Origin of the sequence: Brevibacterium sp. H602 (assembly GCF_051172395.1) — a bacterium.
In the GTDB taxonomy this organism is placed as follows: domain Bacteria; phylum Actinomycetota; class Actinomycetes; order Actinomycetales; family Brevibacteriaceae; genus Brevibacterium.
The window spans coordinates 73,941-100,498 of sequence record NZ_JBPIZD010000004.1; the positions used below are offsets into that span (position 1 = coordinate 73,941).

At 65.2% G+C, this 26,558-nt stretch carries 16 protein-coding genes and 1 tRNA gene; 4 read left to right on the forward strand and 13 right to left on the reverse strand.

The window, feature by feature from the left end; translation table 11 throughout:
- Positions 1–16 precede the first annotated feature (16 nt).
- Complete coding sequence (locus tag ACSBQT_RS04540; protein WP_410711391.1) at positions 17–2,512, reverse strand: DEAD/DEAH box helicase; 2,496 nt, start codon at positions 2,510–2,512, stop codon at positions 17–19.
- Positions 2,513–2,577: 65 nt separating this feature from the next.
- Between ACSBQT_RS04540 and ACSBQT_RS04545 the strand changes: the two genes are divergently transcribed.
- Positions 2,578–2,868, forward strand: coding sequence for a YciI family protein (locus ACSBQT_RS04545; protein WP_410711392.1), 291 nt, complete (start codon positions 2,578–2,580; stop codon positions 2,866–2,868).
- A gap of 132 nt (positions 2,869–3,000) precedes the next feature.
- Here ACSBQT_RS04545 and ACSBQT_RS04550 read toward each other — a convergent pair whose 3' ends face one another.
- From ACSBQT_RS04550 to rpsA, 5 genes are all read right to left on the reverse strand, one after another.
- Positions 3,001–4,068 (reverse strand): TerC/Alx family metal homeostasis membrane protein, encoded by a 1,068-nt coding sequence (locus ACSBQT_RS04550; RefSeq protein ID WP_410711393.1) that lies wholly within the window; start codon positions 4,066–4,068, stop codon positions 3,001–3,003.
- A 175-nt stretch (positions 4,069–4,243) separates the two neighbouring features.
- The gene (gene uvrB / locus ACSBQT_RS04555) at positions 4,244–6,376 is read right to left on the reverse strand and encodes an excinuclease ABC subunit UvrB (RefSeq protein WP_410711394.1); all 2,133 of its coding nucleotides are present in this window, start codon (positions 6,374–6,376) and stop codon (positions 4,244–4,246) included.
- A 90-nt stretch (positions 6,377–6,466) separates the two neighbouring features.
- Positions 6,467–7,642, reverse strand: a complete 1,176-nt coding sequence (coaE, locus tag ACSBQT_RS04560) for a dephospho-CoA kinase (RefSeq protein ID WP_435001008.1) — start codon at positions 7,640–7,642, stop codon at positions 6,467–6,469.
- 9 nt (positions 7,643–7,651) lie between these two features.
- On the reverse strand, positions 7,652–9,478 hold the full coding sequence (locus ACSBQT_RS04565) for a hypothetical protein (protein WP_435001009.1): 1,827 nt from the start codon (positions 9,476–9,478) through the stop codon (positions 7,652–7,654).
- A 46-nt stretch (positions 9,479–9,524) separates the two neighbouring features.
- Positions 9,525–11,009 carry a 30S ribosomal protein S1 gene (rpsA, locus tag ACSBQT_RS04570; RefSeq protein ID WP_167196481.1) on the reverse strand — a complete coding sequence of 495 codons (1,485 nt, stop codon included), beginning with the start codon at positions 11,007–11,009 and terminating at the stop codon, positions 9,525–9,527.
- Between the two features lie 206 nt (positions 11,010–11,215).
- On the opposite strand from rpsA, the gene ACSBQT_RS04575 reads away from it, so the two are divergent.
- On the forward strand, positions 11,216–12,055 hold the full coding sequence (locus ACSBQT_RS04575; protein ID WP_410711397.1) for a class I SAM-dependent methyltransferase: 840 nt from the start codon (positions 11,216–11,218) through the stop codon (positions 12,053–12,055).
- Between the two features lie 189 nt (positions 12,056–12,244).
- On the opposite strand, the gene polA is transcribed toward ACSBQT_RS04575, so the two are convergent.
- Entirely contained in the window at positions 12,245–14,908 is a 2,664-nt protein-coding gene (polA, locus tag ACSBQT_RS04580; protein WP_435001010.1) for a DNA polymerase I, read from the reverse strand.
- A 42-nt stretch (positions 14,909–14,950) separates the two neighbouring features.
- On the opposite strand from polA, the gene ACSBQT_RS04585 reads away from it, so the two are divergent.
- Entirely contained in the window at positions 14,951–15,412 is a 462-nt protein-coding gene (locus ACSBQT_RS04585; RefSeq protein ID WP_410711399.1) for a PaaI family thioesterase, read from the forward strand.
- A gap of 117 nt (positions 15,413–15,529) precedes the next feature.
- On the opposite strand, the gene ACSBQT_RS04590 is transcribed toward ACSBQT_RS04585, so the two are convergent.
- Positions 15,530–16,150: an ANTAR domain-containing response regulator gene (locus ACSBQT_RS04590; RefSeq protein WP_435001011.1), complete on the reverse strand. Its 621-nt coding sequence runs from the start codon at positions 16,148–16,150 to the stop codon at positions 15,530–15,532.
- Positions 16,151–16,342: 192 nt separating this feature from the next.
- On the opposite strand from ACSBQT_RS04590, the gene ACSBQT_RS04595 reads away from it, so the two are divergent.
- Positions 16,343–16,424 (forward strand) — tRNA-Leu (locus ACSBQT_RS04595).
- 74 nt (positions 16,425–16,498) lie between these two features.
- On the opposite strand, the gene ACSBQT_RS04600 is transcribed toward ACSBQT_RS04595, so the two are convergent.
- The 5 genes from ACSBQT_RS04600 to gltB all read right to left on the reverse strand — a co-directional run bounded on the left by ACSBQT_RS04600 (position 16,499) and on the right by gltB (position 26,444).
- The gene (locus tag ACSBQT_RS04600) at positions 16,499–17,059 is read right to left on the reverse strand and encodes a GNAT family N-acetyltransferase (protein WP_410711400.1); all 561 of its coding nucleotides are present in this window, start codon (positions 17,057–17,059) and stop codon (positions 16,499–16,501) included.
- Positions 17,016–18,389 (reverse strand): dicarboxylate/amino acid:cation symporter, encoded by a 1,374-nt coding sequence (locus ACSBQT_RS04605; RefSeq protein WP_435001012.1) that lies wholly within the window; start codon positions 18,387–18,389, stop codon positions 17,016–17,018. Before ACSBQT_RS04605 ends, ACSBQT_RS04600 begins: the two co-directional genes overlap by 44 nt.
- 223 nt (positions 18,390–18,612) lie before the next feature.
- The gene (gene pyk / locus ACSBQT_RS04610; RefSeq protein ID WP_435001013.1) at positions 18,613–20,160 is read right to left on the reverse strand and encodes a pyruvate kinase; all 1,548 of its coding nucleotides are present in this window, start codon (positions 20,158–20,160) and stop codon (positions 18,613–18,615) included.
- A 127-nt stretch (positions 20,161–20,287) separates the two neighbouring features.
- A complete protein-coding gene (locus ACSBQT_RS04615; RefSeq protein ID WP_410711403.1) occupies positions 20,288–21,751 on the reverse strand; it encodes a glutamate synthase subunit beta in 1,464 nt (487 codons plus the stop codon).
- Complete coding sequence (gene gltB / locus ACSBQT_RS04620; protein WP_410711404.1) at positions 21,744–26,444, reverse strand: glutamate synthase large subunit; 4,701 nt, start codon at positions 26,442–26,444, stop codon at positions 21,744–21,746. Before gltB ends, ACSBQT_RS04615 begins: the two co-directional genes overlap by 8 nt.
- Between the last annotated feature and the right edge of the window lie 114 nt (positions 26,445–26,558).

Below are 26,558 nucleotides of genomic sequence, written 5' to 3' on the forward strand. Positions count from 1 at the left end.
CGCAGCGGTTTCCGGCTCATCTGCCGATCTCTCCGACGGAGAGGATGCGGAGCACGATATCGCCGGATTCGTCGCTGGCGGCCACGTCCACCTCGGCGTCGATGGCCCAGTCCCTGTTGTCGTCGGGATCAGCGAGGATCTGTCGGACGCTCCATGTGTCTGAACCGGGTGTGATGTCGATATATTCCCGACCGCGGGCCTTCTGGTCGACGATGAGCTCCCCGTATTCGTCATAGAAGTCCTCGATCGCGTCTTCCCAGGCCCGTGAGTCGAATCCCGATTCGGCGTCGAGGCGGCCGAGCTCGGTGTAGTTCGCGCGTTCGGCCAGCAGCACGCGGTGGAACAGGGCGTTGCGAATCTCTGCGGTGAAGACCTTCGTGTTCTCGGAGAACCGGCGATCGAGTGCCGGCAGATCATCGTCGTGTTCGGTGGGGTCGAGTCCCTGCAGGGTCCGCCATTCGTCGAGCAGCGACGAATCCGTCCGGGCGATGGTCTCCCCGAGCCATTCGATGATGGTCTCGAGTTCCTCGGTCCGGTTCTCTGCGGGGACGTTGTGGAGCAGTGCACGGTAGACGTCGGTGAGGTAGCGCAACAGGCTGCCTTCGGCCCGGGCGAGGCTGTAGTAGCCGACGAACTGGGTGAAGCCCATCGCCTGCTCGATCATGTCGCGGACGACGGATTTGGGTTCGAAGCCGCCTCGGTGCAGCCAGGGATGAGTTTCGACGAAATGATCGAAGGCCGGATCGAGCATCTCAGCCAGGGGTGCGGGGCTTTCGATCTCGTCGAGGATCGCCATGCGTTCGGCGTATTCGACGCCTTCGGCCTTGAGCTCGGCCAGGGTCTCTCCCTTGATCCGGTCGAGTTGGCCCTTCAGGATCTGGAACGGCACCGAGGTGGTCGCCTCGACGATGGACACGACGTCGAGGGCGTAGGTGTCGTCGTTCTCATCGAGAAGCTCCAGTGCGGCGAGCACGAAGGGAGCCAGAGGCTGGTTGAGCGCGAACTGGGGTCCGAGGTCCTGGGTGGCGATGAGTTCGCTGCCGCGGACCTCGATGAGTCCGGCATCGATGAGGGAGCGTCCGATGCTGATCGCGGTGAGTTTGAGGTCGAGCCGGCGGTCCCTTGTCTCATGCGTCTTGTCGATGAAGTCGCTGATGGTCGACACATCGGAGCCGGGGCGGGCGACGAGGTTGAGGATCGTCGAATGGTCGATCTTCATCCGGGGCCGCAGGGTCTCGGACTCGCCTTCGATGAGTTTGGTGAAGGTCTCTTCGGACCAACCGACGAAGCCCACCGGGGCGGCTTTCTTCTTGACCTTCTTCTTTTTCTTCTTGTCATCGTTCGCAGCCTTGGCTTCGGCCTTGAGGTTGTCGATGACGTGGTCGGGGGCTTGGGCGATCACATAGCCGCGGGTGTCGAATCCGGCGCGGCCGGCACGTCCGGCGAGCTGTTGGAATTCGCGGACGCTGAGTCTGCGCATCTTCCGTCCGTCGAACTTCGTCAGTCCGGTCAGGAGCACGGAGCGGATGGGCACGTTGATGCCCACGCCGAGGGTGTCCGTGCCGGAGATGACGAGGAGCAGGCCCTTGAGCGCAAGCTGTTCGATGAGTCGGCGGTACTTCGGCAGCATTCCGGCGTGATGGACGCCGACGCCGTGCAGCAGCAGTTTGCGCAGGCTCTGCCCGAATCCCTTGCCGAAGGTGAAGCCCTTGATGGCTGCGGCGATCGCGGCTTTCTGCTCCTTGGAGGCGAGGTCGACCGAAAGCAGGTTGGTGGCGAGGTCGATGGCTCCGTTCTGGGAGTAGGAGACGACGTAGACCGGGGCTTTGTCGTTGCGGACGAGTCCGCGCAGAGTGTCAGAGAGCGTCTCCGTCGAGTATTCGTAGTCGAGTGGGACGGGCCTGGTCGCGGAGGTCACCACGGAGGATCCGCGTCCGGTCGTCTCCGTCATGGTCGACCGGATGTCGGTCGTGTCGCCCAAAGTGGCGGACATGAGAACGAACTGGGTCTGCGGCATCTCGAGGAGGGGCACCTGCCAGGCCCAGCCCCGGGAGGGATCGGCGACATAGTGGAACTCGTCCATGACGACCATTCCGGCGTCGAGCATTCCGCCCTCACGCAGAGCCTGGTTGGCCAGGATCTCTGCCGTGGCGCAGATGACGGGAGCGTCGGGGTTGACCGTGGAGTCGCCGGTGATCATGCCGACGTTCTCGGCACCGAAGGCGTTGATGAGGGAGAAGAACTTCTCGCTCACAAGGGCCTTGAGCGGGGCCGTGTAGTAGGACCGGATCCCCCGGGTGAAGGACTGGTAGAGCGCGAAGAGAGCGACGAGTGACTTCCCCGAACCGGTCGGGGTCGCCATGATCGTATTGTCGCCGGCGAGGATCGTGAGGAACGCCTCGTCCTGAGCCGGATACGGCTCCACTCCGATCGCTTGGCAGTATTCGCCGAAGGACTCATAGATCGTGTCGTCGTCCGCGAATTCCGCTGGGATCTCCTGCAATCTGGCCACGCTGATGCACAGACCTTTCCGATTAGACTGGTTCCATCCTATTGCTCGACACCGAGGAGTCACATATGCCGGTCTTCGCCGTCACCTATCACTACGGTCCCGATACCGATACGCGGATGGAGCACCGCCCCGCGCACCGTCAATGGCAGGCGGAGATGAATGAGGCCGGAACGATCCTCGCCTCCGGTCCCCTGGACAACGATCCGCAGCCGGGAGGTCTGCTGATCCTCCGCGCCGCCGACCGTGCAGAGGTCGAAGGGCACCTGTCCGCCGATCCCTATGCCTCGCTCGGTGTCATCGAGTCGACGGACATCCGCGAGTGGACTCCCGTGTTCGGGCCCTTCGCCCAGGGCTGAGCGGCCTCCTTCCGGTTCGGGTCTGCCCGGACGGAGCAGACACGAGCGGGGTCCGTCTCGAGAGATCGAGACGGACCCCACTCGTTCTGTGCCGACACCGAGGCGGTGTCGGCACGACCGAATCCGATCGGCTCAGGCCTCTTCGGACTCGTCCGACTGGTCGGCGCTGACATCCTTGAAGGAGATTCCGTCCTTCTTCATCTTCATCAGCGAGGCGATCGTGGCGACCGCCATGGCGAGGACGATGACGGTCAGGGACAGCCACGTCGGCACCTCGGGGATCGAATGTCCCCACGCCAGGAACTCCCAATCGCTCGAGTGCAGAGCGTGGATGATGAGCTTGATGCCGATGAACCCGAGGATCGCAGCGATTCCGTAGTGGAGGTACACGAGCTTGTCGACGAGCCCTCCGAGTAGGAAGTACAGCTGACGCAGCCCCATGAGGGCGAACACGTTCGCGGTGAACACGAGGAACGCATTCTGCGTGACGCCGAAGATCGCGGGGATCGAGTCGAGTGCGAACATCACATCGGTCGAGCCGATGGCGATGAACACGATGAACATCGGGGTCCAGTACTTCTTGTTGTCGTCGAGGGTCACCCGCAGCTTGTTGCCGTGGTATTCGTCGACGACGTTGATCCGCTTCCGCAGGAACCGGATGAGGCCGTTCTCGCCGTCGCCCTCGTCTTCGGAGCTGAAGGCCTGACGGTAGGCGACGATGAGGAGGAAGATGCCGAAGATGAAGAAGACTTCGACGAAGGCGCTGATGATCGCCGCACCCGCGAGAATAAAGATGCCGCGGAAAATGATGGCGATGATGATACCGACCATGAGCACTTCCTGCTGGTACTTCCGCGGTACCGAGAAGCTGCCCATGATGATGATGAAGACGAACAGGTTATCGATGCTCAATGAGTACTCGAGCAGCCAACCGGTGAGGAATTCGCTGCCGTGCTGCGCATCGCCGATGGCGAAGAGTGCGCCGGCAAAGATCAGAGCCAGGGCCACATAGAAGGCGACCCAGATGCTCGCTTCGCGCATCGACGGGGTGTGTGGTCGTTTGACGACCAGCAGGAGGTCGAAGACGAGGATCGCAACGACGATGATTCCCGAGGTGATCATGAACCAGACGGGAATCGGAGATTCGCTCGCTGCAGCGGCGTTGCCGCCGGCCGCGAGCGTGGAGGACAGAATATCCATGGATGCCTTTCGTGGTGAACAGGATGTATCCAGGTCGAAAGTCTCTCCCACGCGGTGAAGCTGCGTGCGCTCCGCGGCCGGACCCCGTGAGGGGTCGTGGTGACGACCGCGGATGGACGGGATACTCCCTTTCGCCAGCACACCAGTATAAACACGCGCGCGTCACCGGTGCGGCTCAGGCGTGCCCGGCCTCCTTCATCTGACGCAGCTCCTGCTTGAGATCGGAGAGCTCATCACGCAGTCGCGCGGCGAGCTCGAACTGCAGCTCCGCGGCCGCCGAATGCATCTGCGAGGTCAGCGATTCGATGAGCTCGGTGAGGTCGGCCGCCGGCGGACGCAGCGAACCGGGCTTGCCGGCGGCTTCCCTCTGTTCGTCGGTCAGCGTCGAGTTGTAACCGCGCTTGCCCTTGCCGTAGTCGAATTCGGTGAGCAGCTCGCGCGTGTCCTCGTCTTCGCGCTGCAGACGCTCGGTGATGTCTGCGATCCGCTTGACCAGCGGTGCCGGGTCGATTCCGTGCTCTTCGTTGTAGGCGATCTGAATGGCCCGCCTGCGGTCGGTCTCGTCGATGGCGGTGCGCATCGAATCCGTGATCGTATCGGCGTACATGTGCACCTGGCCGTTGAGGTTACGTGCGGCACGACCGATCGTCTGGATGAGCGAGGTCGATGACCGGAGGAAGCCTTCCTTGTCGGCGTCGAGGATCGCCACGAGGGAGACTTCGGGAAGGTCGAGGCCCTCACGCAGCAGGTTGATGCCGACCAGCACATCGAACTCACCGGCCCGCAGCTCTGTGAGCAGTTCCACACGGCGCAGAGTGTCGACGTCGGAGTGGAGGTACTGGACGCGGATGTCGTGTTCGAGCAGATAGTCGGTGAGATCTTCGGCCATCTTCTTCGTCAGCGTCGTCACGAGCACACGCTCGTTCGCGTCGACGCGCGTCTTGATCTCATCGAGCAGATCGTCGATCTGGCCCTTCGTCGGTTTGACCTTGATCTCGGGGTCGACGAGGCCGGTGGGACGGATGATCTGCTGGACGTAGCCGTTGGAATTGCCGAGTTCGAAGTTGCCGGGGGTGGCGGACAGGTACACGCTCTGTCCCACCCGCTCCCGGAACTCGTCGAACTTCAGCGGCCGGTTGTCCATGGCACTGGGCAGGCGGAATCCATGTTCGACGAGGGTGCGCTTGCGCGACATATCGCCTTCGTACATGCCGCCGATCTGCGGCACCGTGACATGGGATTCGTCGATGACGAGCAGGAAGTCCTCGGGGAAGTAGTCGAGCAGACAGTTCGGTGCCGAACCGGGATCGCGACCGTCGATGTGCCGGGAGTAGTTCTCGATCCCGGACGTGAAGCCCATCGACTCCATCATCTCGAGGTCATAGGTCGTGCGCATCTTCAGCCGCTGCGCTTCGAGCAGCTTGTTCTGCGACTCGAACTCGCTCAGGCGCTTCTGCAGCTCCTCCTCGATCCCGCTGATGGCCGTCGCCATCCGGTTCTCACCGGCGACATAGTGGCTGGCCGGGAACACGTGGATGGTGTCCTCGTCGCGGACGATCTCACCCGTCAGCGGGTGGAGGGTCTGCAGCGATTCGATCTCATCGCCGAAGAATTCGATCCGCAGAGCGAGTTCCTCGTACTGCGGGATGATCTCGACGGTGTCTCCGCGGACCCGGAAGGTGCCGCGGGTGAAGGCCATATCATTGCGGGCGTACTGCATGGACACGAAGCGTTTGAGCAGTTCGTCCCGGTCGCATTCGTCGCCCTTGTGGAGGGTGACCATCCGGTCGACATACTCCTCCGGAGTGCCGAGACCGTAGATGCACGACACCGTCGAGACGACGACGACATCACGCCTGGTCAGCAGCGAGTTCGTGGCCGAGTGGCGCAGCCGTTCGACTTCGTCGTTGATCGAGGAGTCCTTCTCGATGAACGTGTCCGTCTGCGGCACATAGGCTTCCGGCTGGTAGTAGTCGTAGTAGGAGACGAAGTACTCGACAGCATTGTTGGGCAGCAGCTGTCGGAACTCGTTCGCCAGCTGCGCGGCAAGAGTCTTGTTCGGCGCCATGATCAGGGTCGGTCTCTGCACCTGCTCGATGAGCCAAGCCGTCGTCGCCGACTTGCCTGTGCCGGTGGCACCGAGGAGGACGATGTCCCGCTCTCCCGCGTCGAGCCGGTCGGAGATCTCTCGGATCGCCGTCGGCTGATCACCGGAGGGCGAGTACTCGGAGACGACTTCGAAGGGCGCCACCTCGCGGGTGACGTCGGGGCGGTGGCCGATCGCTGGCAGGGGGCGTTCTGAGCTCATAGTCCAACCCTAGCCCCCGCCCCTGACATTGGGCAGGCCGGAGCCGGAACGACAGCCTCGGCGAAGTGCCCGCCGACGTGCGACGCCGCGTCAGTCGAAGCTGTCTGGCACCAGTCGACGGCGCATCTGCAGGAAGTACGGTTCCTTCGACTCCGCATATGTTCGGATCATCTGCCCGCTCGTTTTGCCCGCAGCCTTCGCTTCGGCCAAGCGGGCTCTCTTCAGCTCGAGGTAACGGTTCCGCTCCCCCGCGTCCGCAATGAGCAGGTCCCGGAACGCGCGGGCGAAGCGCACCCCGACCGAATCCGCGGTGCGCACATGCAGATTGACGGCCCGGCCGGGATCCGTGTTCGCGTGGAACCATTTCCCTTCGTCCGACTGTTCGCCGAGGTGGTCGCTCATCTCGGTTCCCGGATAGCCGAGTTCGGCCAGGCGAGGTGCCAGCTCTCCGGCGGCGGTGAGATCGGGGACGAGGAGCTGCAGATCGATGACGTCCTTGGCGGGCAGTCCCGGCACCGAGGTGGAGCCGATGTGCTCGACGGTGAATTCGTCGCTGGTGCCGTGCCTCAGCTTTGCGACCACTCGCTGTGCGTCACCGGCCCAGTCCGCGTCCGCGGGGTCGACGAGGTCCAGAACAGTTCGCGGGGCCCGCCGGCCGGACGCGAGATTGGCTGCGAAGGGGCGGATCCGCGACTCGATGAGCCGGCCGACCGCGGCTTTCGTCTCCTCGACCGGACCGGAGTTGTCGATGATGACGTCACAGGCTGCGCGGCGGGTGTCGTCATCGGCTTGGCGGGAGATCCGTGCGGCCGCGTCGTCGCGATCCATGCCGCGGGAGTCCATGAGCCGCTGCAGGCGCACCTCGGCGGGCACGTCGACGAGGAGGTTGAGGTGGTAGGCCGGTGTCATGTCGTTCTCGACGAGCAGCGGCACGTCGTGGACGACGATCTCGGCATCGGCGTGACTCGCGAAGTGTTCGGCCGTGCGGTCGCGGATCGCCGGATGCATGAGTCCGTTGAGCCGTGCCGTGCGGTCGGAATCGACGAAGGCCGCCGAAGCCAGGGCCGGTCGGTTGAGCGAACCGTCGGAGTGCAGCACCTGCGGTCCGAAGGCCTCGGCCAGCTTCTCGAGCAGCGGCTGTCCGGGTTCGACGACTTCGCGCGCGATCCTGTCGGCGTCGACGAGCACTGCCCCGTGTTCGACGAGCATTGCGGACACCGTTGACTTTCCGGCGCCGATTCCGCCGGTGAGACCGATTCTCAGCATGGGATCATCCTACTGATCCAGTCGGTACACCCGCACTCCCTCGTCGGCGTAGATCGGATCTCCGACGGCGGCATCGAGGAATTCCGCATAGTCTCCGTCGCCTCCCGGCAGCAGCGGAGCTTCGGGGGCGAGGACGATGAAGTCGACCCCTGTCTCCCTCAGTTCGGCGATCGCCGAGGCGACTTCCGGACTGTTCACATCCGGCATGGGTTCCCCGTCGAAGACGGAGCCGTGCAGGAGTTCGTCGAGGGCATCCTCGGGGGCGGAATAGGTCACCGGCGATTCCGGGCTCGAACCGATGAAGTATCCGCCGGTCTCGCGGTAGCGGAATCCGCTGACCGACTGCCAGACCATGGCTTCGTCGGCGTGGGGCTCAGCCCATGCCAGGGGGCGGGGGAAGGTCTTGACGACGGATCCGGCGAGGACCACCTCGGCGATGGAGTCCTCGTAGAAATCGGGAACGGTCACCTCATGGGCGGTCTGCGGAGCGGGGAGGACGGCCACCGCGGCGAGGACGAGCAGGGTGAGGAGGGCGCGGGCGCGACGCAGCTTCCGGTGGTCCAGCGCCCACTGGAGGCCGATTCCGAGCACGGCGAAGAGCGCGATCGTCGAGTGGAGGACGAGCCGCATGGGCAGGATGTTGTTGAGCACGGGGATGGCCTCGATGAGGGCGAACGGCCCCGTCTCGAGGGCGATTCGGCCGCCGAGGAGGATCGGAGAGCCGAGTGCCAGCAGGCCGACGAGGATGCCGGTACTCGCTGCGATGCGCACCGGCACCGTGTGCGCGGATCTGCGGGCGAGGCCGATGACGATGAGGACTGCCGCCGCCAGTGCTGGTGCGCCGACGTAGGCGCCGAGTTCGGCGGGGTCGATGTCCATGATCCGGGGCAGAGGGGACACTCCGGAGCTCAGCCAGGCCGGGGCGGCGGGCAGGATCGGGTCGAGCAGGTCGGTGTTCCATACTCCGTGCGGGCGGATCGCGCCTTGTGGGGAGTTCGGGCCGGACATGGTCACCAACAGGGGGATCGCACACAGCACGGCGATGCAGCCGGCGACGGCGGACCCAAGTCCGAGGGCCAGCCATGACCGGGCGCGGTAGAGGCGGCGTCCGAAGACGGCGAGGCCGGCCAGGAAGCAGAGTGCGGCGAGGAAGGTTCCGGCCAGGACTTCGGTGGAGACGTAGAACTGGAAGCCGAGGAGGAGCCCGAAGCCTCCGCCGAGCAGCCACAGGCGACGGCTGCGCAGCAGGGCGGGGCAGGGATCCGCCAGTGTCGCGCGGCCGAGGTCGAGGAGGGCGAGGATCGCCCAGGCGGTCAACGGCGGAGTGACGATATAGGCGAGGTTCGGGTGGCCGCCGAGTTGGGCGATGACATAGCTGGAGAAGCCGACTCCGGCAGCGGCGATGAAGGCGGGCAGGCGATCGAGGAAGCGGCGGAAGAGCACCGCTGTGGCCAGGCTGCCCAGCACCGGGGAGGCGAGGATGAGCAGGTTGTAGCTCACGATGGGGCCGGCCACCCACGTCACGGGAGCGAGCAGGATCGCGAAGCCGGCCAGGGAGGTGTTCCACGCCCCGTTGACTCCCCCGCCGAGGGCGTTCATCGATTCTGTGTACAGCAGCCTCCCGGTCTCCCCCGGTCCGAAACCGAGGGCGTCGGCGAGCACCTGTGCACCGTGTCCGAGCCACCAGATGAACAGGGAAGTGTCATCGTTGGAGGCGACGACGCTGCCGCCGGGATCGGCGGCGACGGAGCCGAAGACGGTCAGGCTGCCGACGCAGAGGATGAGGGTGTACCACAGCCAAGGGCGCAGGCGCGCCCTGATTGTGGGGGCATACACAAAGGGCTCCCGGCCTTCCGACCAGGAGCCCTTGTGGGAGCTGTTATCAGCTGCCTGCAAGCTTCTCACGCAGAGCTGCGAGAGCTTCGTCGCTGGCCAGGGTGCCCTCGTCGTTCGCCTCTTCGGAGGAGAACGATCCGGTGGCCGGAGCGGCTTCGGCAGAGCCGACGGCATCGGCTGCGGAAGCCTCGGCGTCCGCTGCGATGGCCTTGGCGACCTGCTTCTTGTGCTCTTCCCAGCGTTCCTGAGCGGCGGCGTACTGCTGCTCCCAGGTCTCGCGCTGAGCCTCGTAGCCCTCGACCCATTCGTTGGTCTCGGGGTCGAAGCCCTCGGGGTACTTGTAGTTGCCGTCCTCGTCGTACTCCTGCGGCATGCCGTAGAGAGCGGGGTCGAGGAACTCTTCGGCCTCGGGGTCGACGCCTTCGTTCGCCTGCTTCAGCGACAGTGAGATGCGGCGGCGTTCGAGGTCGATGTCGATGACCTTGACGTAGATGGTCTCGTCGACCGAGACGACCTGCTCCGGCAGATCCACGTGGCGCACGGCCAGCTCGGAGATGTGGACGAGGCCTTCGATGCCGTCTTCGACGCGCACGAACGCACCGAAGGGAACGAGCTTGGTGACCTTGCCCGGCACGATCTGACCGATGACGTGCGTGCGAGCGAAGTGCTGCCAAGGATCTTCCTGGGTGGCCTTGAGCGACAGCGAAACGCGCTCACGGTCCATGTCGACGTCGAGGACCTCGACGGTGACCTCGTCACCCACGGTGACGACCTCACCCGGGTGATCGATGTGCTTCCAGGACAGTTCGGAGACGTGGACGAGTCCGTCGACACCACCGAGGTCGACGAACGCACCGAAGTTGACGATGGAGGACACGACACCAGGACGGACCTGGCCCTTCTGCAGGGTCTGCAGGAAGTCGTGGCGGACGGCCGACTGGGTCTGCTCGAGCCAGGCGCGGCGCGACAGGACCACGTTGTTGCGGTTCTTGTCGAGCTCGATGATCTTGGCTTCGACCTGCTGGCCGATGTAGGGAGCGAGGTCGCGGACGCGGCGCATCTCGACCAGCGATGCGGGCAGGAAGCCGCGCAGTCCGATGTCGACGATCAGGCCGCCCTTGACAACCTCGATGACGGTGCCGGTGACAACGCCGTCGTCTTCCTTGATCTTCTCGATGTCGCCCCAGGCGCGCTCGTACTGAGCACGCTTCTTGGACAGCATGAGACGACCCTCTTTGTCTTCCTTCTGAAGGACGAGGGCTTCGATGTCGTCCCCGACCTCGACGACTTCGCCGGGATCGACATCGTGCTTGATGGAAAGCTCACGTGCGAGGATGACGCCTTCCGTCTTGTATCCGATGTCGACGAGGACTTCGTCACGGTCGACCTTGACGACTTCGCCCTCAACGATGTCGCCATCGTTGAAGTACTTGATGGTCTCATCGACGGCGGCGAGGAAATCCTCAGCGGTTCCGATGTCGTTGACAGCGACCTGCTTCGGCTGCACCGATTCCGGCGTGGTGGTGGTCATATAGGTAGGGACTCCGATGGAATATTGGTCCAGATCCGGTACCCTGGCGGCAGGTCGTGTAAGTTGCCGCAAGAACCGAATCCGGTCTCGATTGCGAATTTGGACTTGTATGCACAGGCGCATACGGTTGTCAATGCTAGCACCTTTTCAGGCGTGAATGCACGCCGAAGAGTCGAATTATCACCACCTGGGGCCACGGAGGAACCATGAGCGAAGGAACTGACGGAGCCGAGGTCATCAGCGGTGGCTATCTCCCCATCGACGAAGAGGCTTCAGTCCGGGCCAATCGCAGCTATTGGGACAACTCTGCCGAGGAGTACCTGGCCGAACACGGCACGTTCCTCGGCGCTTCGGATTTCATCTGGTGTCCGGAGGGAATTCACGAATCCGATGTCCGCCTCCTCGGCGACGTCGACCGGAAGCAGGTGCTCGAGGTCGGCTGCGGTGCCGGTCAGTGCTCCCGGTGGCTGGCCGAACAGGGGGCGATCACCACGGGCGTCGACGTCTCCGCCGGAATGCTCGAACAGGCCTCACGTCTGCAGCGGGAACATCCCCTGAGCACCGAGGCGACTCCCCCGACATTCCTCCTCGCCGATGCCCGGCAGCTGCCGTTTGCGTCGAACAGCTTCGATCGCGCGTTCTCCTCCTATGGGGCCCTGCCCTTCGTCAAGGACGCCGAAGTCGTCTTCGCCGAGGTGGCCAGAGTGCTGCGCAGCGGCGGGCAGTGGGTCTTCTCGACGACCCACCCGATGCGGTGGATGTTCCCCGACGTCCCCGGTGAGGCCGGGCTGACCGTCGAGTATTCGTATTTCGATCGCACTCCGTACGTCGAGCTGTCCTCGGACGGTCAGCCGGTCTACGCCGAGCATCACCGGACGATGAGCGACTGGGTCAGCCTCCTCGTCGACGCCGGCTTCACGATCGATTCGGTGACCGAACCCGAATGGCCGGAAGAGAATCGGACCGCTTGGGGCGGCTGGTCGCCGCTGCGCGGTGCTCTCATGCCCGGTACGGCGATCTTCTCCACAACGCTGACCAAGGACTGAGGCGCCGCCCAGCCGAGCACTGAGGCGAAAGCTCGGTCAAGCAGCGCCGCGCGCAGCAACCTCGTTCAAGCGCCAGCTCGCATTTTGACAGGTACACGCCGCGTTAAGTGGGCGCGGCCCTGATCGAGCACGGGCAGCATCGATTTCTGCGCTGGCCCTTGAACGAGGAACGCTATAGCGCTCAGCCGGTCAGTGGGCGGCGGCGTGCCAGGAGCGACCGGTGCCGACGTTGACGTCCAGGGGCACATCGAGTTCGAATGCCGAACCCATCTCCTCGGTGACGATGGTCCTCACCTCATCGATCTCGTCGGGACGGACGTCGACGATGATCTCGTCATGGACCTGCAGCAGCATCGGCGACTGCAGGTCTTTCAGCCGCTCGGCGACCTTGAGCATGGCGATCTTCATGATGTCGGCGGCCGAGCCCTGGATCGGTGCGTTGAGTGCGGCGCGTTCGGCCATGTCGCGCAGCTGCCGGCGGTCGCTGTGGAGAGCCGGCAGATAGCGGCGGCGGCCCATGATGGTCTCCGTGAACCCCTTCGCCCGGGCCTGTTCGACGATGTCGTCGAGGTAGGCCTTGACCGCTCCGAAGCGTTCGAAGTACTGGTCCATCAGCCCCTTGGCTTCGTCGACGCCGATCGCCAGCTGACGAGAGAGCCCGTAGGCGGAGAGCCCGTAGACCAGCCCGTAGGACATGGCCTTGACCTTCGAACGCATCTCCGAGTCCACGTCGTCGATGCCGACGCCGAAGACCTTCGAGCCGACATAGGAGTGGAGGTCCTCGCCGTCCTTGAACGCCTGGATGAGCGCGGCGTCTCCGGACAGGTGAGCCATGATGCGCATTTCGATCTGCGAGTAGTCGGCTGTGAGCAGAGTCCCGCCCGACACCTCGGGGTCGGCGATGAAGATCTCCCGGATGCGGCGACCCGATTCGGTCCGCACCGGAATGTTCTGCAGGTTCGGGTCCAATGACGAGAGCCGACCGGTGGCGGCCACGGTCTGCTGGTACGTGGTGTGGATGCGGCCGTCGTCGGCGACGGTCTTGAGCAGTCCGACGACCGTCTGCTTGAGCTTCGTCGAATCCCGGTAGGCCAGCAGGTGCTGGAGGAAGGGGTGTTCGGTCTTGACGAACAGTTCGGCCAGCGCTTCGGCATCCGTCGTATAGCCGGTCTTCGTCCGCTTGGTCTTGGGCATATCGAGCTCGTCGAAGAGCACGGTCTGCAGCTGCTTGGGAGATCCGAGGTTCACCTCGTGGCCGATTGCGTCGTAGGCCCCCTGAGCGCTGGCTTCGGCCTGCTTGGTGAATTCGTCGATGAGGTTCGACAGTCCGGCCTCGTCGACAGCGATTCCCGTCGCTTCCATGCGCGCGAGCACGGGCACGAGCGGCAGCTCGATCTCGCGGTACACCTGCGTCATGTTCGCGTCGTCGACGGCTTTCGCGAGCACCTCGTGGACCTCGAGCAGGGCCGCGGCGCGTTGGCCGTGCGTGGTCACGGCCGCATCGGAGTCGAGGTCGAGGGCGAGCTGTCCCGAATCGGACTCGGGTTCGCTGAGATCGATACCGGCACGGTCGGCGGCGATCTGACCGAGTTCGTAGGACCGGGCATCGGGAACGAGGAGGTAGGCAGCCAGGGCCGTGTCCCCGGCGACGTCCGTCACGGACAGTCCCATCGACGCCCAGGCTTTGATCTGCAGCTTCGAGCTGTGGAGGATGAGCGAATGCCCACCCAGGGCGGAACCGAGCGCACCGACGGCTTTCTGCCCCGCCTCGGCGAGGTCGACGACCCAGGCCTGGCCGGGTTCGGCGGAGACCGCCAGGGTCCGTGCCTGACCGTGGCCGAGTTCGAAGGAGGCGTCGGAATCGAGCGCCAGCACATCGTGGTCGGCGATCTTCGTCAGCAGAGCGTCGATGTCGACGGTTTCGATGTTCGTCTCGCGTGCCGGTGCCGGCTCGGATTCGGCTCCGGCTTCGGGGAAGATCGCGGCCAGACGCTTGCCGAGGGCCTGGAACTCGAGTTGGTCGAACAGGCTCGACAGCTCGGCCGGATCCCCTTCGCCCCAGATCAGGTCGTCGAACTTCAATCCCAGGTCGACGTCGTCGAGGAGGCGGTTGAGTCGGTAGTTCCGCTCCACCTCGGTGATATGGTCGCGCAGCTTCTCCCCGACCTTGCCGCCGATCTTGTCGGCGTTGTCCAGCACGCCTGGCAGGTCGCCGTGGGCAGTGAGCCATTTCGCGGCGGTCTTGTCGCCGACTCCGGGCACGCCGGGCAGATTGTCGGCCTTCTCACCGACGAGTGCGGCCAGACCCCGGTAGTTCGCGGGGCTCACCCCGTACTTCTCCTCGACCGCGGCCGGCGTCATCCGGCTGAGATCGCTGACTCCGCGTTTCGGGTAGAGGATCGTCACCCGGTCGGAGGCGAGTTGGAACGAATCCTTGTCTCCGCTCATCACCTCGACGAACGAGCCGGCGTCCGTGCCCATCTTCGCCATCGTCGCCAGAGCGTCATCGGCTTCGAACCCCTCCTTCGTCACGACCCGGATGCCCATCGCCGTGACGATGTCCTTGATGAGGTCGATCTGCGGGTGGAACTCGGGCGGAGTCTTCGCTCGGCCGGCCTTGTACGCGGGGTACTCCTCGAGGCGGAACGTCTGGCGTCCGAGGTCGAAGGCCACGGCCACGTGACTGGGCTCTTCATCACGGAGGACGTTGATGAGCATGGAGATGAAGCCGTAGATGGCGTTCGTCGTCTGGCCGGTGCTGGTGGAGAAGTTCTCGACCGGCAGGGCGTGGAATGCCCGGTAGGCCAGGGAGTGTCCGTCGATGAGCAGGAGGGATTCGTTTGAGTGACTCACATGGCATAGCCTAGCGTTCGAAGCTGACTTGAAGGAGAACCGATGCTGCGTCCCGACGTGTCCCTGACCGCTCACACCACCCCGGAGGAGATCGACACGCTGCTCGGGCAGCTGCGCACGCAGGGGTCAGGGGGTGAGCTGGCCGAGAGGATGGGAATCGAGTTCGTCGAACTCGCCCACGATCATGTCGTGGCCACCGCTCCAGTCGTCGGCAATCGGCAGCCGATGGGTCTCTTCCACGGAGGCGGCCATGTCGTTCTCGCCGAATCCCTGGCGTCGATGCATTCGTATCTGCTCTCCGGCGGCAGGAACGTCGTCGGAGTCGATCTCAACGCCACTCACCTGCGCGCCGCGCGTGAGGGCGTGGTGACCGGCCGCGCCGAGGTGCTCCACCAGGGACGCACGATCGTCTCCCATGAGGTGAAGATGACCGACGAGGCGGGGCGCCTGCTCTCGATCGTGCGGATCACGAATATGATCCTGAAGACCGAGCCGAAGGGCTGAGGCACAGCGCCTCCTCGGCGAAAGTCCGCGGCGAAAGCAGAGGGCCGACGAATCCATCGCGGGATCCGCCGGCCCTCTCGGGTTCCGGGTCCGGACCTTCACCGGTCCGGGAGGTGATTACTTCTTCGTGCCGATCTGTTTGAGCACGGTCTCCGCGACCTCGCGCATCGTCAGGCGGCGGTCCATCGACGTCTTCTGGATCCAGCGGAAGGCTTCGGGCTCGCTGAGCCCCATAGAAGTCTGCAGCAGGCTCTTGGCGCGCTCGACGAGTTTGCGGGTCTCGAAGCGTTCGGTGAGATCGGAGATCTCGGACTCGAGCGAGCTGATCTCGGCATGGCGAGAGAGCGCGATCTCCAGGGCCGGGATGAGGTCGGCCGAGGTGAACGGCTTGACGACATAGGCCATGGCACCGGCATCGCGGGCCCGCTCGACGAGCTCCTTCTGCGAGAAGGCGGTGAGCAGCACCACGGGGGCGATGCGGGCGCGGGCGATGCGCTCGGCGGCGGAGATTCCGTCGAGGATGGGCATCTTGATGTCCATGACGACGAGGTCCGGGCGCAGCTCCTCAGCCAGGCGGATGGCGGATTCGCCGTCCGCAGCCTCACCGACGACGTCGTAGCCGACCTCGCGGAGCATTTCTACGATATCAAGACGAATCACGGCCTCGTCTTCGGCCACGACTACGCGGCGGACCGGCACGGACTCATCTGAAGTTGATTCTTCCCTGTTTGAAAGCACGGCACCAGTCTAGACCAGGCGCTCAGCGTCATGGCCAGCGGACCCGGAAGTTTATTCTGTGAGGGTGGCCACGGGCGGTGATGGTGGCCACCGGAGGGCATCCTCGGCGGGTGGCGATTGTGCAATCGGTCCGCGCGCGCAGTAGAATCGTCCCCGTTGCACAGGCGGTCCGCAAGGGACTGCTCGTGACGAGCCGGATTGGCGGAATCGGTAGACGCGGTGCACTCAAAATGCATTGTCGAAAGACGTGCGGGTTCGAGTCCCGCATCCGGTACGGACGAAGGCACTGTCGAACGTGATGTCGACAGTGCCTTCTGTGTTTCCCGGGAGCCGATTGGCGACCGAGTATCAGCGCCCCGTGCGCAGGTCGAGAGAGTACAGCAGCGTGTCGTACCGCTTCTCCCCCACCGCCACGAAGTCCGGAAGTCGTCCGTATCGGGTGAAGCCGAGGGATTCGTAGAGCCCGATGGCGGCCACATTGTCTCCGCGCAGATCGAGAGTGACGACCTCAGTCCCGTGGAGACGAGCCGCCCGAATGAGCGCCTCCATCAGCTTCCTGCCCACCCCCTGCCCTTGAGCATCCGGGGCGACAGCCACCTTTTCGATGTCGACATGTGGGCGGAACGTCGGGCGAGTGTACCGATTCCAGTACGCGAAGCCGGTGACCTCGGTTCCGGTGCGAGCGATTGCCGCAGCGGAATCCCCGGTGTCAGTGCCCGCGGCCAGGCTGCCGACGAGATCCGCAATCTCCACGACAGGCGGAGCTGAGACCCAGCCGAGCGCGGCACCTGCCTCGACGAGGCGGCCGAGAAGTGAGGTCACTTGCCCGACATCATGCTCGGCCAGCCCCTCGGCCGGGAGGAGATCAACTCTGGCTGCGGGCATCCTCGGTGCGGGCCTCGTCGACATCTGCATCCTCCTCGGTCGGAACGTAGCCGTTGATGCGCGAAGCATCGTAGCGTTCGACATCCAGGATCTCATGCCGCTTGGCCACGATGGCCGGGACGAGTGCCTGACCGGAGACGTTGAGCGCGGTGCGGCCCATGTCCACGATCGGCTCGATGGCCAGCAGCAGGCCGACGCCCTCGAGGGGCAGGCCCAGGGTCGACAGGGTCAGAGTGAGCATCACGGTCGCACCCGTCGTGCCGGCCGTGGCGGCCGAGCCGATGACGGCGACGAAGATGATGAGCAGGTACTGGATGAGTGAGAGATCGATTCCGAAGAACTGTGCGACGAACACCGCGGCGATGGCCGGATAGATCGCGGCGCAGCCGTCCATCTTCGTCGTCGCGCCGAAGGGCACGGCGAAGGCGGCGTAGGAGTGGGGCACTCCGAAGTTGTCGGTGGCGACCTTCTGCGTCACGGGCATGGTGCCGATCGAGGACCGGGAGACGAAGCCCATCTGAGTGGCCGGCCAGACACCGGAGAAGTACTGGCGCACCGAGAGTCCGTTGGCGCGGGCCAGGGCGGGGTAGACGATGAAGAACACGATCGCGAGGCCGATGTAGACGGCAACGACGAACCACAGCAGCGAGCCCATCGTCGACCAGCCGTAGGAGTTCACGGCGTTGCCGATGAGGCCGAGCGTGCCGATCGGGGCGATGCGCACGATCCACCAGACGACCTTCTGGACCACGGCCAGGGCCGCCTCGGTGAACTGGAGGAACGGCTCTGCGGCCTTGCCGACCTTGACCGCGGCGATGCCGATGGCACCGGAGACGATGATGAGCTGGAGGATGTTGAAGTTGACCTCGGAGGTCATGACTCCGGCGTCATCGGGCGCGGTGGCCACCTCGAGACCGAGGAAGTTCACCGGGATCAGTCCGGTGAGGAAGCCCAGCCAGCTGCCCTGGGAGTCGGGTGCACCGGCGTTGAGCGAAGCGGCATCGGCGTGGGCGCCGGGCTGCATGACGATGCCGATGATGAGTCCGAGGACGACGGCGATGAGGGCGGTGAGGGCGAACCACAGCAGGGTCGACATCGCCAGTCTGGCGGCGTTGGTGACCTTGCGCAGGTTGCCGATGCTCGCGATGATCGCGGTGATGACCAGTGGGACGACAGCGGCCTTGAGCAGCGTGACATACGACGAGCCGATGGTGTCGAGGGTCTGGCCGAGCCAGTTGTCAGCGGTGTCGCTGACCGGTCCCCATGAGCGGGCGATGAGCCCGAGGATGACACCGGCGATGAGTGCGATGGTCACCTGCACTCCGAAGGACTTGCTCCACGCGGGCAGTCTCATTGAATTCCTCTCCTAGCGGGTCCTCCCCTGGCAGATCCGCAGGGAGGATTAGGCAACAGAGAGCACAACTGTTGAGCAATCTGCAAAATTCCCCGCTTTCCTGTGATCTGTCTCGCAGTTCGGAATCGGTCCGCATCCGGCTCCGAACACAGAGACACCGGCGGCGTCCGCCCCCGTGATCATGGGGGGGGCGGACGCCGCCGGCGTTTGAGCCTGATGGCGGTCAGTGTCGGGGTGAGTGGCCCTCGCGCACGATCGGCACCTCACGGGTGATAGGCGCTTCGGCCACGACTCCGTATCCGGCCAGCGGGTCCTCCTCGGAGTCCGAGGCGTCCTGGTAGGCGGCAGCCACACCCTTGGCGGCATCACCGATGGTGTGGATGCGCAGAGCGTTCGTCGAACCGGGGATCCCGGGAGGCGACCCGGCCACGAGGATGCTCTGATCGCCTTCGCGGGCCGTGCCGTCAGCCAGCAGAACGGCATCGACCTGGCGCGCCATCTGGTCAGTGTGGCGCACGGTCTTCACGAGGTACGGACGGACTCCCCAGGTCAGCGCCAGCTGGTGGCGGACCTGCGGATCGGGGGTGAAGCCGAGGATCGGCCAAGCCGGACGCAGCCGCGACATGCGCCGCACGGAGTCGCCGGTCTGTGAGAAGGTGCACAGGAGATCGATATCGAGCTGCTCAGCAATCTGCACGGCCGCGGCAGTGACGGCTCCGCCCTTCGTGTGCGGGACGGTGCCCAGTTCCGGAATCCGTTCGAGACCGTGCTCTTCGGTGGAGCCGATGATCCGGCTCATCGTCCGGATCGCCTCGACCCAGTGAGCGCCCACCGAGGTCTCGCCGGAGAGCATGAGCGCATCGGCGCCGTCGAGGACAGCGTTCGCGCAGTCGCTGGCCTCGGCACGGGTAGGTCGCGGAGCATCGATCATCGTCTCGAGCATCTGCGTGGCCACGATGACGGGCTTGGCCTGCTGGCGGGCGATCTCGACGGCCCGCTTCTGCACGATCGGCACCTGCTCGAGCGGCAGCTCGACGCCGAGGTCGCCGCGGGCGACCATGATTCCGTCGAAGGCGTCGATGATCTCATCGAGCTGGTCGACCGCCTGCGGCTTCTCGAGCTTGGCGATGACAGGAGCCGTGATGCCGACCTCGTCCATGACCGCGCGCACATCGTTCATGTCCTCGGGGCTGCGGACGAAGGACAGGGCCACCCAGTCGAAGCCGAGTTGCAGCCCCCATTTGAGATCGTCGACGTCCTTCTCCGACAGGGCGGGGACGGAGACCGGGACGCCGGGGAGGTTGATGCCCTTGTGGTTGGAGATGGTTCCGCCGATCTCGACCTCGGTGATCACATCGGTGTCGGTCACCTCGGTGGCGCGCAGGCGCAGGCGCCCGTCGTCGATGAGCAGCGGATCGCCCACGGAGACGTCTTCGGCCAGGGTAGGCAGGGTCGTGGACACGAGCTCTGCGGTGCCGGGGACGTCACGGCTGGTGATGGTGAAGGAGGCCCCTTCGACGAGCTCTTCCTTCCCGTTGGCGAAGGTGCCGACGCGGATCTTCGGACCCTGCAGGTCCAACAGGACGGCGACGGGCCGTCCGGTGTCGAGGGCGGCCTGGCGGACCCAGGCGAACTTCTCTTCGTGCTCTTCTCGTTTTCCGTGGCTCAGATTGAATCGGGCGACATCGACGCCTTCATCGACGAGCTCGCGGATCTCTTCATAGGAGTTCTGGTTCGGACCTAAAGTTGCGACTATCTTTGCACGCCTCATACGCTCCACCCTACCTAAAGTCTCAGCGGGCGGTCGCCACCGCTCTCCGCTGGTCACGGGCTGTGCGGGTGCGGCACTTCGCTGTACCGCCCCCACCACCCGTTCTCAGTGTCTGACATGAACTATCTTAGCATTTGAACCCCGTGTCGGTGGGCTGAACGGGCGCCGGCAGCCTCGTCGACCCGGTGAGGAACCGGTCGACTTCGGCGGCCGCGGCGCGCCCCTCGGCGATGCCCCACACGATGAGCGACTGTCCGCGTCCGGCATCGCCTGCGACGAAGATTCCGGGGGTCGCCGAAGCGTAGGAGTCATCACGGGTGAAGGCTCCGGTCTCGGCGACGTCGAGACCGAACGATTCCGACTCCGGTCCGGAGAATCCCAGTGCCAGCAGCACGAGATCGGCCTCAAGGACGTGTTCGGTGCCCGGTGTCGGAATCCGGCGGCCGTCGACGAACTGGGTCTCGGCGACCTCGATCCCGCTCACGCGGCCGGTGTCGTCGCCGACGAAGCGCGTGGTCGAGGCGAGGTACTTCCGCGTTCCGCCCTCCTCGTGCGAGGACTGGACTTCGAAGATGCGAGGAACGGTCGGCCACGGATCGCTCTCACTGCGTTCGGCGGGCGGCTGGGCGCCGATCGCCAGGGTCGTCACAGAGGCCGCCTTCTGGCGCAGGGCCGTGCCCAGGCAGTCGGCGCCCGTGTCCCCGCCGCCGATGATGATGACGTGTTTGCCCGCGGCGTCGATGAACGCCGACGAGTCGGCCTCGGGCCCGCGATGGTCGCCCGCCTGATCCCGATTCGAGGGCACGAGGTAGTCCATGGCGAATTCGACCCCGTCGAGATCGCGGCCGGGGATCGGCATGTCGCGCGGAACCGTCGCACCCGTGCACACGATGACGGCATCGAAGCTCGAACGCAGGGACTCGAGCGTCACATCGCGTCCTACTTCGACCGAAGTCTTGAAGCGGGTGCCCTCCGCACGCATCTGATCGAGTCGACGATCGATGTGGTGCTTCTCCAGCTTGAAGTCCGGGATGCCGTAGCGCAGGAGCCCCCCGAGGCGGTCGGCGCGTTCGTAGACGACGACCGTATGCCCGGCTCGGGTCAGCTGCTGGGCTGCGGCCAGCCCGGTGGGACCGGATCCGATCACGGCGACCGTGTGGCCTGTGATCCGCTCGGGGATGATCGGCTGGATGAGACCGGCGTCGAAGCCCTGATCGACGATGGTGACCTCAACCTGTTTGATAGTCACTGCCGGCTGGTTGATGCCGAGAACGCAGGCGTTCTCGCACGGGGCCGGACAGGCACGCCCGGTGAACTCCGGGAAGTTGTTCGTCGCGTGAAGCAGTTCGACGGCGCGGGGGAGCTCGCCGCGGTACATCGCGTCGTTGAATTCCGGGATGAGGTTGCCCAGCGGACAGCCCTGATGGCAGAAGGGGATGCCGCAGTCCATGCAGCGTGATGCCTGCCGTCGCAGCTGCTCGGGATCACCCGCCTCGTAGACCTCCTTGTAGTCCATGAGACGGATCGGGACGGGGCGCCGCTTCGGCAGCTCCCGGTGTTCGACTGTGAGGAATCCGTGCGGATCAGCCATTGGTGGCCTCCAGAATTGTGTGCCAGGCCTCGTCCGAGTCGACGGCCTTGCCGGCCGCGGCGAACTCGTCCTGGATGTCTTTGACCGTCGCGTAGGCGACGGGGATGATCTTCGTGAAGCGGGAGAGGACGTCCTGCCCTCGGCGCAGTCCGTCGAGGAGCTCGCCGGCCAGCGGTGAGGCAGTCCATTCGACATGCTCACGCAGCAGCCGCTCGAGAATCTCCATATCGTCCACGCCGACACCGGTGAAACGGAAGACGCCGGCCGCCCGCTCCTTCGGATTGAGTCGGGCGGGATTGAAGTCGAGCACATAGGCGGTGCCGCCGGACATGCCTGCGGCGAAGTTCCGGCCGGTGCCGCCGAGAATGACGGCCACACCTCCAGTCATGTACTCGAGGCCGTGGTCGCCGATGCCCTCGACGACCGCCTCGGCGCCGGAGTTGCGGACGAGGAACCGCTCCCCCACCTGTCCGGAGACGAACAGCTTGCCAGCCGTCGCCCCGTAGCCGAGCACATTGCCGGCGATGACGTTGTGTTCGGGTCGGGTGGGGTTCTCCGCATGCGGCCGAACGCTGACGATTCCTCCGGACAGGCCCTTGCCGACATAGTCGTTTGCATCACCGTGGAGTTCGATGCTGACACCCTTCGGCAGGTAGGCACCGAGGGACTGCCCTGCAGTTCCGCGCAGCTCGAGCCGGATCGTGTGCTCCGGCAGGCCCGCCTGCCCGTGGGCGAGAGTGACGTGATGGCCGAGCAAGGTGCCCGCCGAGCGGTCGGTGTTCTCGATCGCCGAGGTGATCGTCGTCTCCGTGCCCTCCGAGATGGCGTCTCGGGCCTGCTCGAGCAGTTGGAGGTCGAGCTCGTCGGCGAAGCCGCGGTCGACGCGTTCGCCGCATTTGCGTGCGACGTCGGAGCTGCCGTGGAGGTCGACGGGGACCTTGAGGATCGATGCGAGATCGAGGTCGAGCCCCGTTGCGGCTGCCCGCTCCTCGTCGATGCTCAGCCGCTCGACCGCGCCTATGGCCTCATCGAGGCTGCGCAGGCCGAGCGCCGCCAGGTAGGCGCGGACCTCCTCGGCGATGAAGGTGAAGAAGTTGACGACGTGATCGGCCTGACCGTGGAAGCGCTCGCGCAGCTTCGGGTTCTGGGTCGCCACACCCACCGGGCATGTGTCCTTGTGGCACACGCGCATCATGATGCAGCCGGAGACGACGAGGGCCGTGGTCGCGAACCCGAACTCCTCCGCGCCGAGCAGGGCTGCGATGATGACATCCCGGCCGGTCTTGAGCTGACCGTCGACCTGTACGCTGACCTTCTCGCGCAGACCGTTGAGCACGAGGGTCTGCTGGGCCTCGGCGAGGCCGAGCTCCCAGGGAGTGCCCGCGTGCTTGAGCGAATTGAGCGGACTCGCTCCGGTTCCGCCGTCGTGCCCGGAGATGAGGACGACGTCGGCACCGGCTTTCGCCACTCCGGCAGCCACCGTGCCCACGCCGATCGCGGACACGAGTTTGACGTGGACCCGGGCCTTGGCGTTGGCGCGACCGAGATCGTGGATGAGCTGGGCCAAGTCCTCGATCGAGTAGATGTCATGGTGCGGCGGCGGCGAGATCAACCCGACGCCCGGAGTCGCGTGGCGAGTCTTCGCTATCCACGGGTAGACCTTCGTCCCTGGCAGCTGCCCGCCCTCGCCGGGCTTGGCTCCCTGCGCCATCTTGATCTGCAGATCGTCGGCTTCGGTGAGGTAGTGGCTCGTGACGCCGAAGCGTCCCGAGGCGATCTGCTTGATCGCCGAACGGCGCTCGGGGTCGATGAGCCGCTCGGTGTCCTCGCCGCCTTCGCCCGTGTTCGACTTGCCGCCGATCCGGTTCATCGCGATCGCCAGGGTCTCATGGGCCTCTTGGGACAACGAACCGTAGCTCATCGCTCCGGTCGAGAACCGCTTCATGATCTCCTCGGCGGGTTCGACCTCGGAGATGTCGATCGGGCCCGATTCGCGTGGAACGAGGTCGAAGAGACCGCGCAGCGTCATGAGTTCGCGCGACTGTTCGTTGATCTGTGCCGTGTACTGGCCGAAGATGTCGAAGCGTCCAGTGGCGGTGGAGTGCTGGAGCTTGAAGATCGTCTCCGGGTTGAACAGATGCTCCGGCCCTTCGCGACGCCACTGGTACTCCCCGCCGACGTTGAGGTTGCGGTGCGAGGGGCGGGGGTGATCATCGCGGTAGGAGTCCCCGTGGCGGGCATTCGTCTCCGCTGTGATCTCCCTGATGCCCCTGCCGCCGAGCTGGTGCGGAGTCGATGTGAAGTACTTGTCGATGAATGCCTCGGACAGACCCAGAGCCTCGAAGGTCTGGGCCCCGTGGTAGGACTGCACGGTCGAGATGCCCATCTTGGACATGATCTTGAGCAGTCCCTTGTTGAGCGCGGTGAGCACGTTGGCAACTGCGGCCTCTTCGCTGATGCCCCGGATCCGGTCCGAACGGACGAGCGCCTCGGCGGACTCCATGACGAGGTACGGATTGACCGCGGATGCACCGAAGGACACGAGGGTCGCGACATGGTGGACCTCGCGGACGTCACCGGCCTCGACGATGATGCTCACCCTCGTCCGCGAGCGTTCGCGCACAAGGTGGTGGTGCAGCGCCGAGGTGAGCAGCAACGACGGGATCGGAGCGAGATCGGCCGTCGAGTCCCGGTCGGAGAGGATGATGAACACGGCGCCGGCCTCGATCGCCGCGCTCGCCTCGGCGCACAGCGCCTCGAGACGATCGGCCATCGCGTCATCTCCCCCGTTGACCGAGTAGAGGCCGGAGAGGATCACGGAGGGGTGTGCGTTCTCCACGCCGAGGTGGCTGCCCTTGACGTGCGCGATCGCCGTGAGCTCGTCGTTGTCGATGACCGGCTGGTCGAGCAGGATGTGCGCGGAGTCGGGCTTCGAGAACTCGAGCAGATTGCCCTCTCGGCCGATCCCGGCAGCCATGCTCGTCACGATGTCCTCGCGGATCGAGTCGAGCGGCGGATTCGTCACCTGAGCGAAGTTCTGGTGGAAGTAGTCGAAGAGCAGACGAGGTCGCTGACTCAACGCGGCGATCGCGGTGTCCGTGCCCATCGCACCCAGCGGTTCGGCCCCGGTCTCGGCCATCGGCGAGATGAGGATTCGCAGCTCCTCCTCGGTGTAGCCGAAAGTGCGCTGACGGCGCCTGACTGAGGACTGCGGGTGAGTGACGTGGACGCGGGTGGGCAGATCCTTCAATCGCTTCGAGCAGCTGTCTACCCAGTCGGAATAGGGGTGGTCGGTGGCGAGCTGGTTCTTGATCTCCGTGTCGGAGATGATGCGCTCGGACTCGGTGTCGACGAGGAACATGCGGCCCGGGGTGAGACGGCCGCGTGCGACGACCTCGGACTCGGGCAGATCGACGACTCCGACCTCGCTGGCGAGCACCACCGTGTCCTCGGTCATCACGTACCGGGCCGGGCGCAGGCCGTTGCGGTCGAGGACGGCGCCGGCGAGCCGGCCGTCGGTGAAGGCCACACAGGCGGGACCGTCCCAGGGCTCCATGAGCAGCGAATGATATTCGTAGAAGGCCCGACGCTCCTCACCCATGCCCGGATTGTTCTCCCAGGCCTCGGGGATCATCATCAGCATCGCCTGCGGCAGCGATCTTCCGGAGGCGACCATGAGCTCGACGACGGCATTGAACGACGCCGAGTCGGAGGCACCGGGCGGCACGATCGGGCACAGCCGGTCGAGGCTGCGCGAGGTCTCGGGCACGGGAGAGACGAGGAGTTCGGAAGCGAGCTTCGATTCCCTGGCCTGCATCCAGTTGCGGTTGCCGCGCACGGTGTTGATCTCGCCGTTGTGAGCGATCGTGCCGAATGGCTGGGCCAGCTGCCACGACGGGAAGGTGTTCGTCGAGAAGCGCGAGTGGACCAGTGCGATCCGCGACGTCAGCCGCTCGTCGTGGAGTTCTGTGTAGAACGAGGCGAGCTGACCGGTCGAGAGCATCCCCTTATAGGTGATGGTCGCCGGGGACAGCGAGGGAAAGTAGATGCCCGCGTGGTCGAGTCGCTTGCGCACGATGTATGCGCGACGGGTGAGGTCCGCGTCGTCACGGGCCGGGTAGCGCTCGTCGCAAGCGAGGAAGACCTGGCGCATCCGCGGCATGGTCGATCGGGCGATTTCGCCGAGCACACTGTCATCGTGGGGCACATCCCGCACCGCGAGGACGCGCAGGCCCTCCTCGGCGGCGATGCGGGCGACGAGGTCGTCCTGGGTTTCGTCGCCGGCCGCGGCGCCGGCACCTAAGTCCGGGGACACGTTCTCCGACAGCGGCGGGGTTGCAGCCTTGAGATCGCGGCCGTAGTCCTGGGCGAAGAATCCCACGCCCACGGCGTAGGCGCCGGGCTCGGGCAGGTCGATGCCGTCGGCGGCGAGCACCTCGGCGAAGTAGTCATGGGGCACCTGGAGAGTGATGCCCGCACCGTCGCCGGTGCCCTCGTCCGAGCCGATGCCGCCTCGGTGCTCGAGCTTGCGCAGAGCGGTCAGGGCCTGTTCGACGACCTCGTGGTCGGCAGATCCGCGGTAGCGGACGATGAGTGCGAGGCCGCAGTTATCGTGTTCGAGCGCCGGATCGTAGAGCCCGATACGGCCAGGTGGGGCCGTGGTCTTGGGGATCGACTGAGCGCTGTGGTTCATATGCTGCCTTCTCGGTGTTGAGTGCTTCCCGAAAAGACGGCGCTGTCCCTTGCGGTGTGGACGAGTCCGAAAAACAGCGTTTCCGAACCCGGCTGTGAGATCACTCTCACAGCC

What these genes read in the sequence shown, in the direction of transcription:
- ACSBQT_RS04605 (WP_435001012.1), bottom strand. Translation starts at nt 18,389, where the DNA reads ATGAGACTGCCCGCGTGGAGCAAGTCCTTCGGAGTGCAGGTGACCATC.
- gltB (WP_410711404.1), bottom strand. Translation starts at nt 26,444, where the DNA reads ATGAACCACAGCGCTCAGTCGATCCCCAAGACCACGGCCCCACCTGGC.
- rpsA (WP_167196481.1), bottom strand. Translation starts at nt 11,009, where the DNA reads ATGACCACCACCACGCCGGAATCGGTGCAGCCGAAGCAGGTCGCTGTC.
- pyk (WP_435001013.1), bottom strand. Translation starts at nt 20,160, where the DNA reads ATGAGGCGTGCAAAGATAGTCGCAACTTTAGGTCCGAACCAGAACTCC.
- ACSBQT_RS04550 (WP_410711393.1), bottom strand. Translation starts at nt 4,068, where the DNA reads ATGGATATTCTGTCCTCCACGCTCGCGGCCGGCGGCAACGCCGCTGCA.
- uvrB (WP_410711394.1), bottom strand. Translation starts at nt 6,376, where the DNA reads ATGAGCTCAGAACGCCCCCTGCCAGCGATCGGCCACCGCCCCGACGTC.
- ACSBQT_RS04585 (WP_410711399.1), top strand. Translation starts at nt 14,951, where the DNA reads ATGCTGCGTCCCGACGTGTCCCTGACCGCTCACACCACCCCGGAGGAG.
- ACSBQT_RS04545 (WP_410711392.1), top strand. Translation starts at nt 2,578, where the DNA reads ATGCCGGTCTTCGCCGTCACCTATCACTACGGTCCCGATACCGATACG.
- ACSBQT_RS04575 (WP_410711397.1), top strand. Translation starts at nt 11,216, where the DNA reads ATGAGCGAAGGAACTGACGGAGCCGAGGTCATCAGCGGTGGCTATCTC.
- ACSBQT_RS04615 (WP_410711403.1), bottom strand. Translation starts at nt 21,751, where the DNA reads ATGGCTGATCCGCACGGATTCCTCACAGTCGAACACCGGGAGCTGCCG.
- ACSBQT_RS04600 (WP_410711400.1), bottom strand. Translation starts at nt 17,059, where the DNA reads ATGTCGACGAGGCCCGCACCGAGGATGCCCGCAGCCAGAGTTGATCTC.
- coaE (WP_435001008.1), bottom strand. Translation starts at nt 7,642, where the DNA reads ATGCTGAGAATCGGTCTCACCGGCGGAATCGGCGCCGGAAAGTCAACG.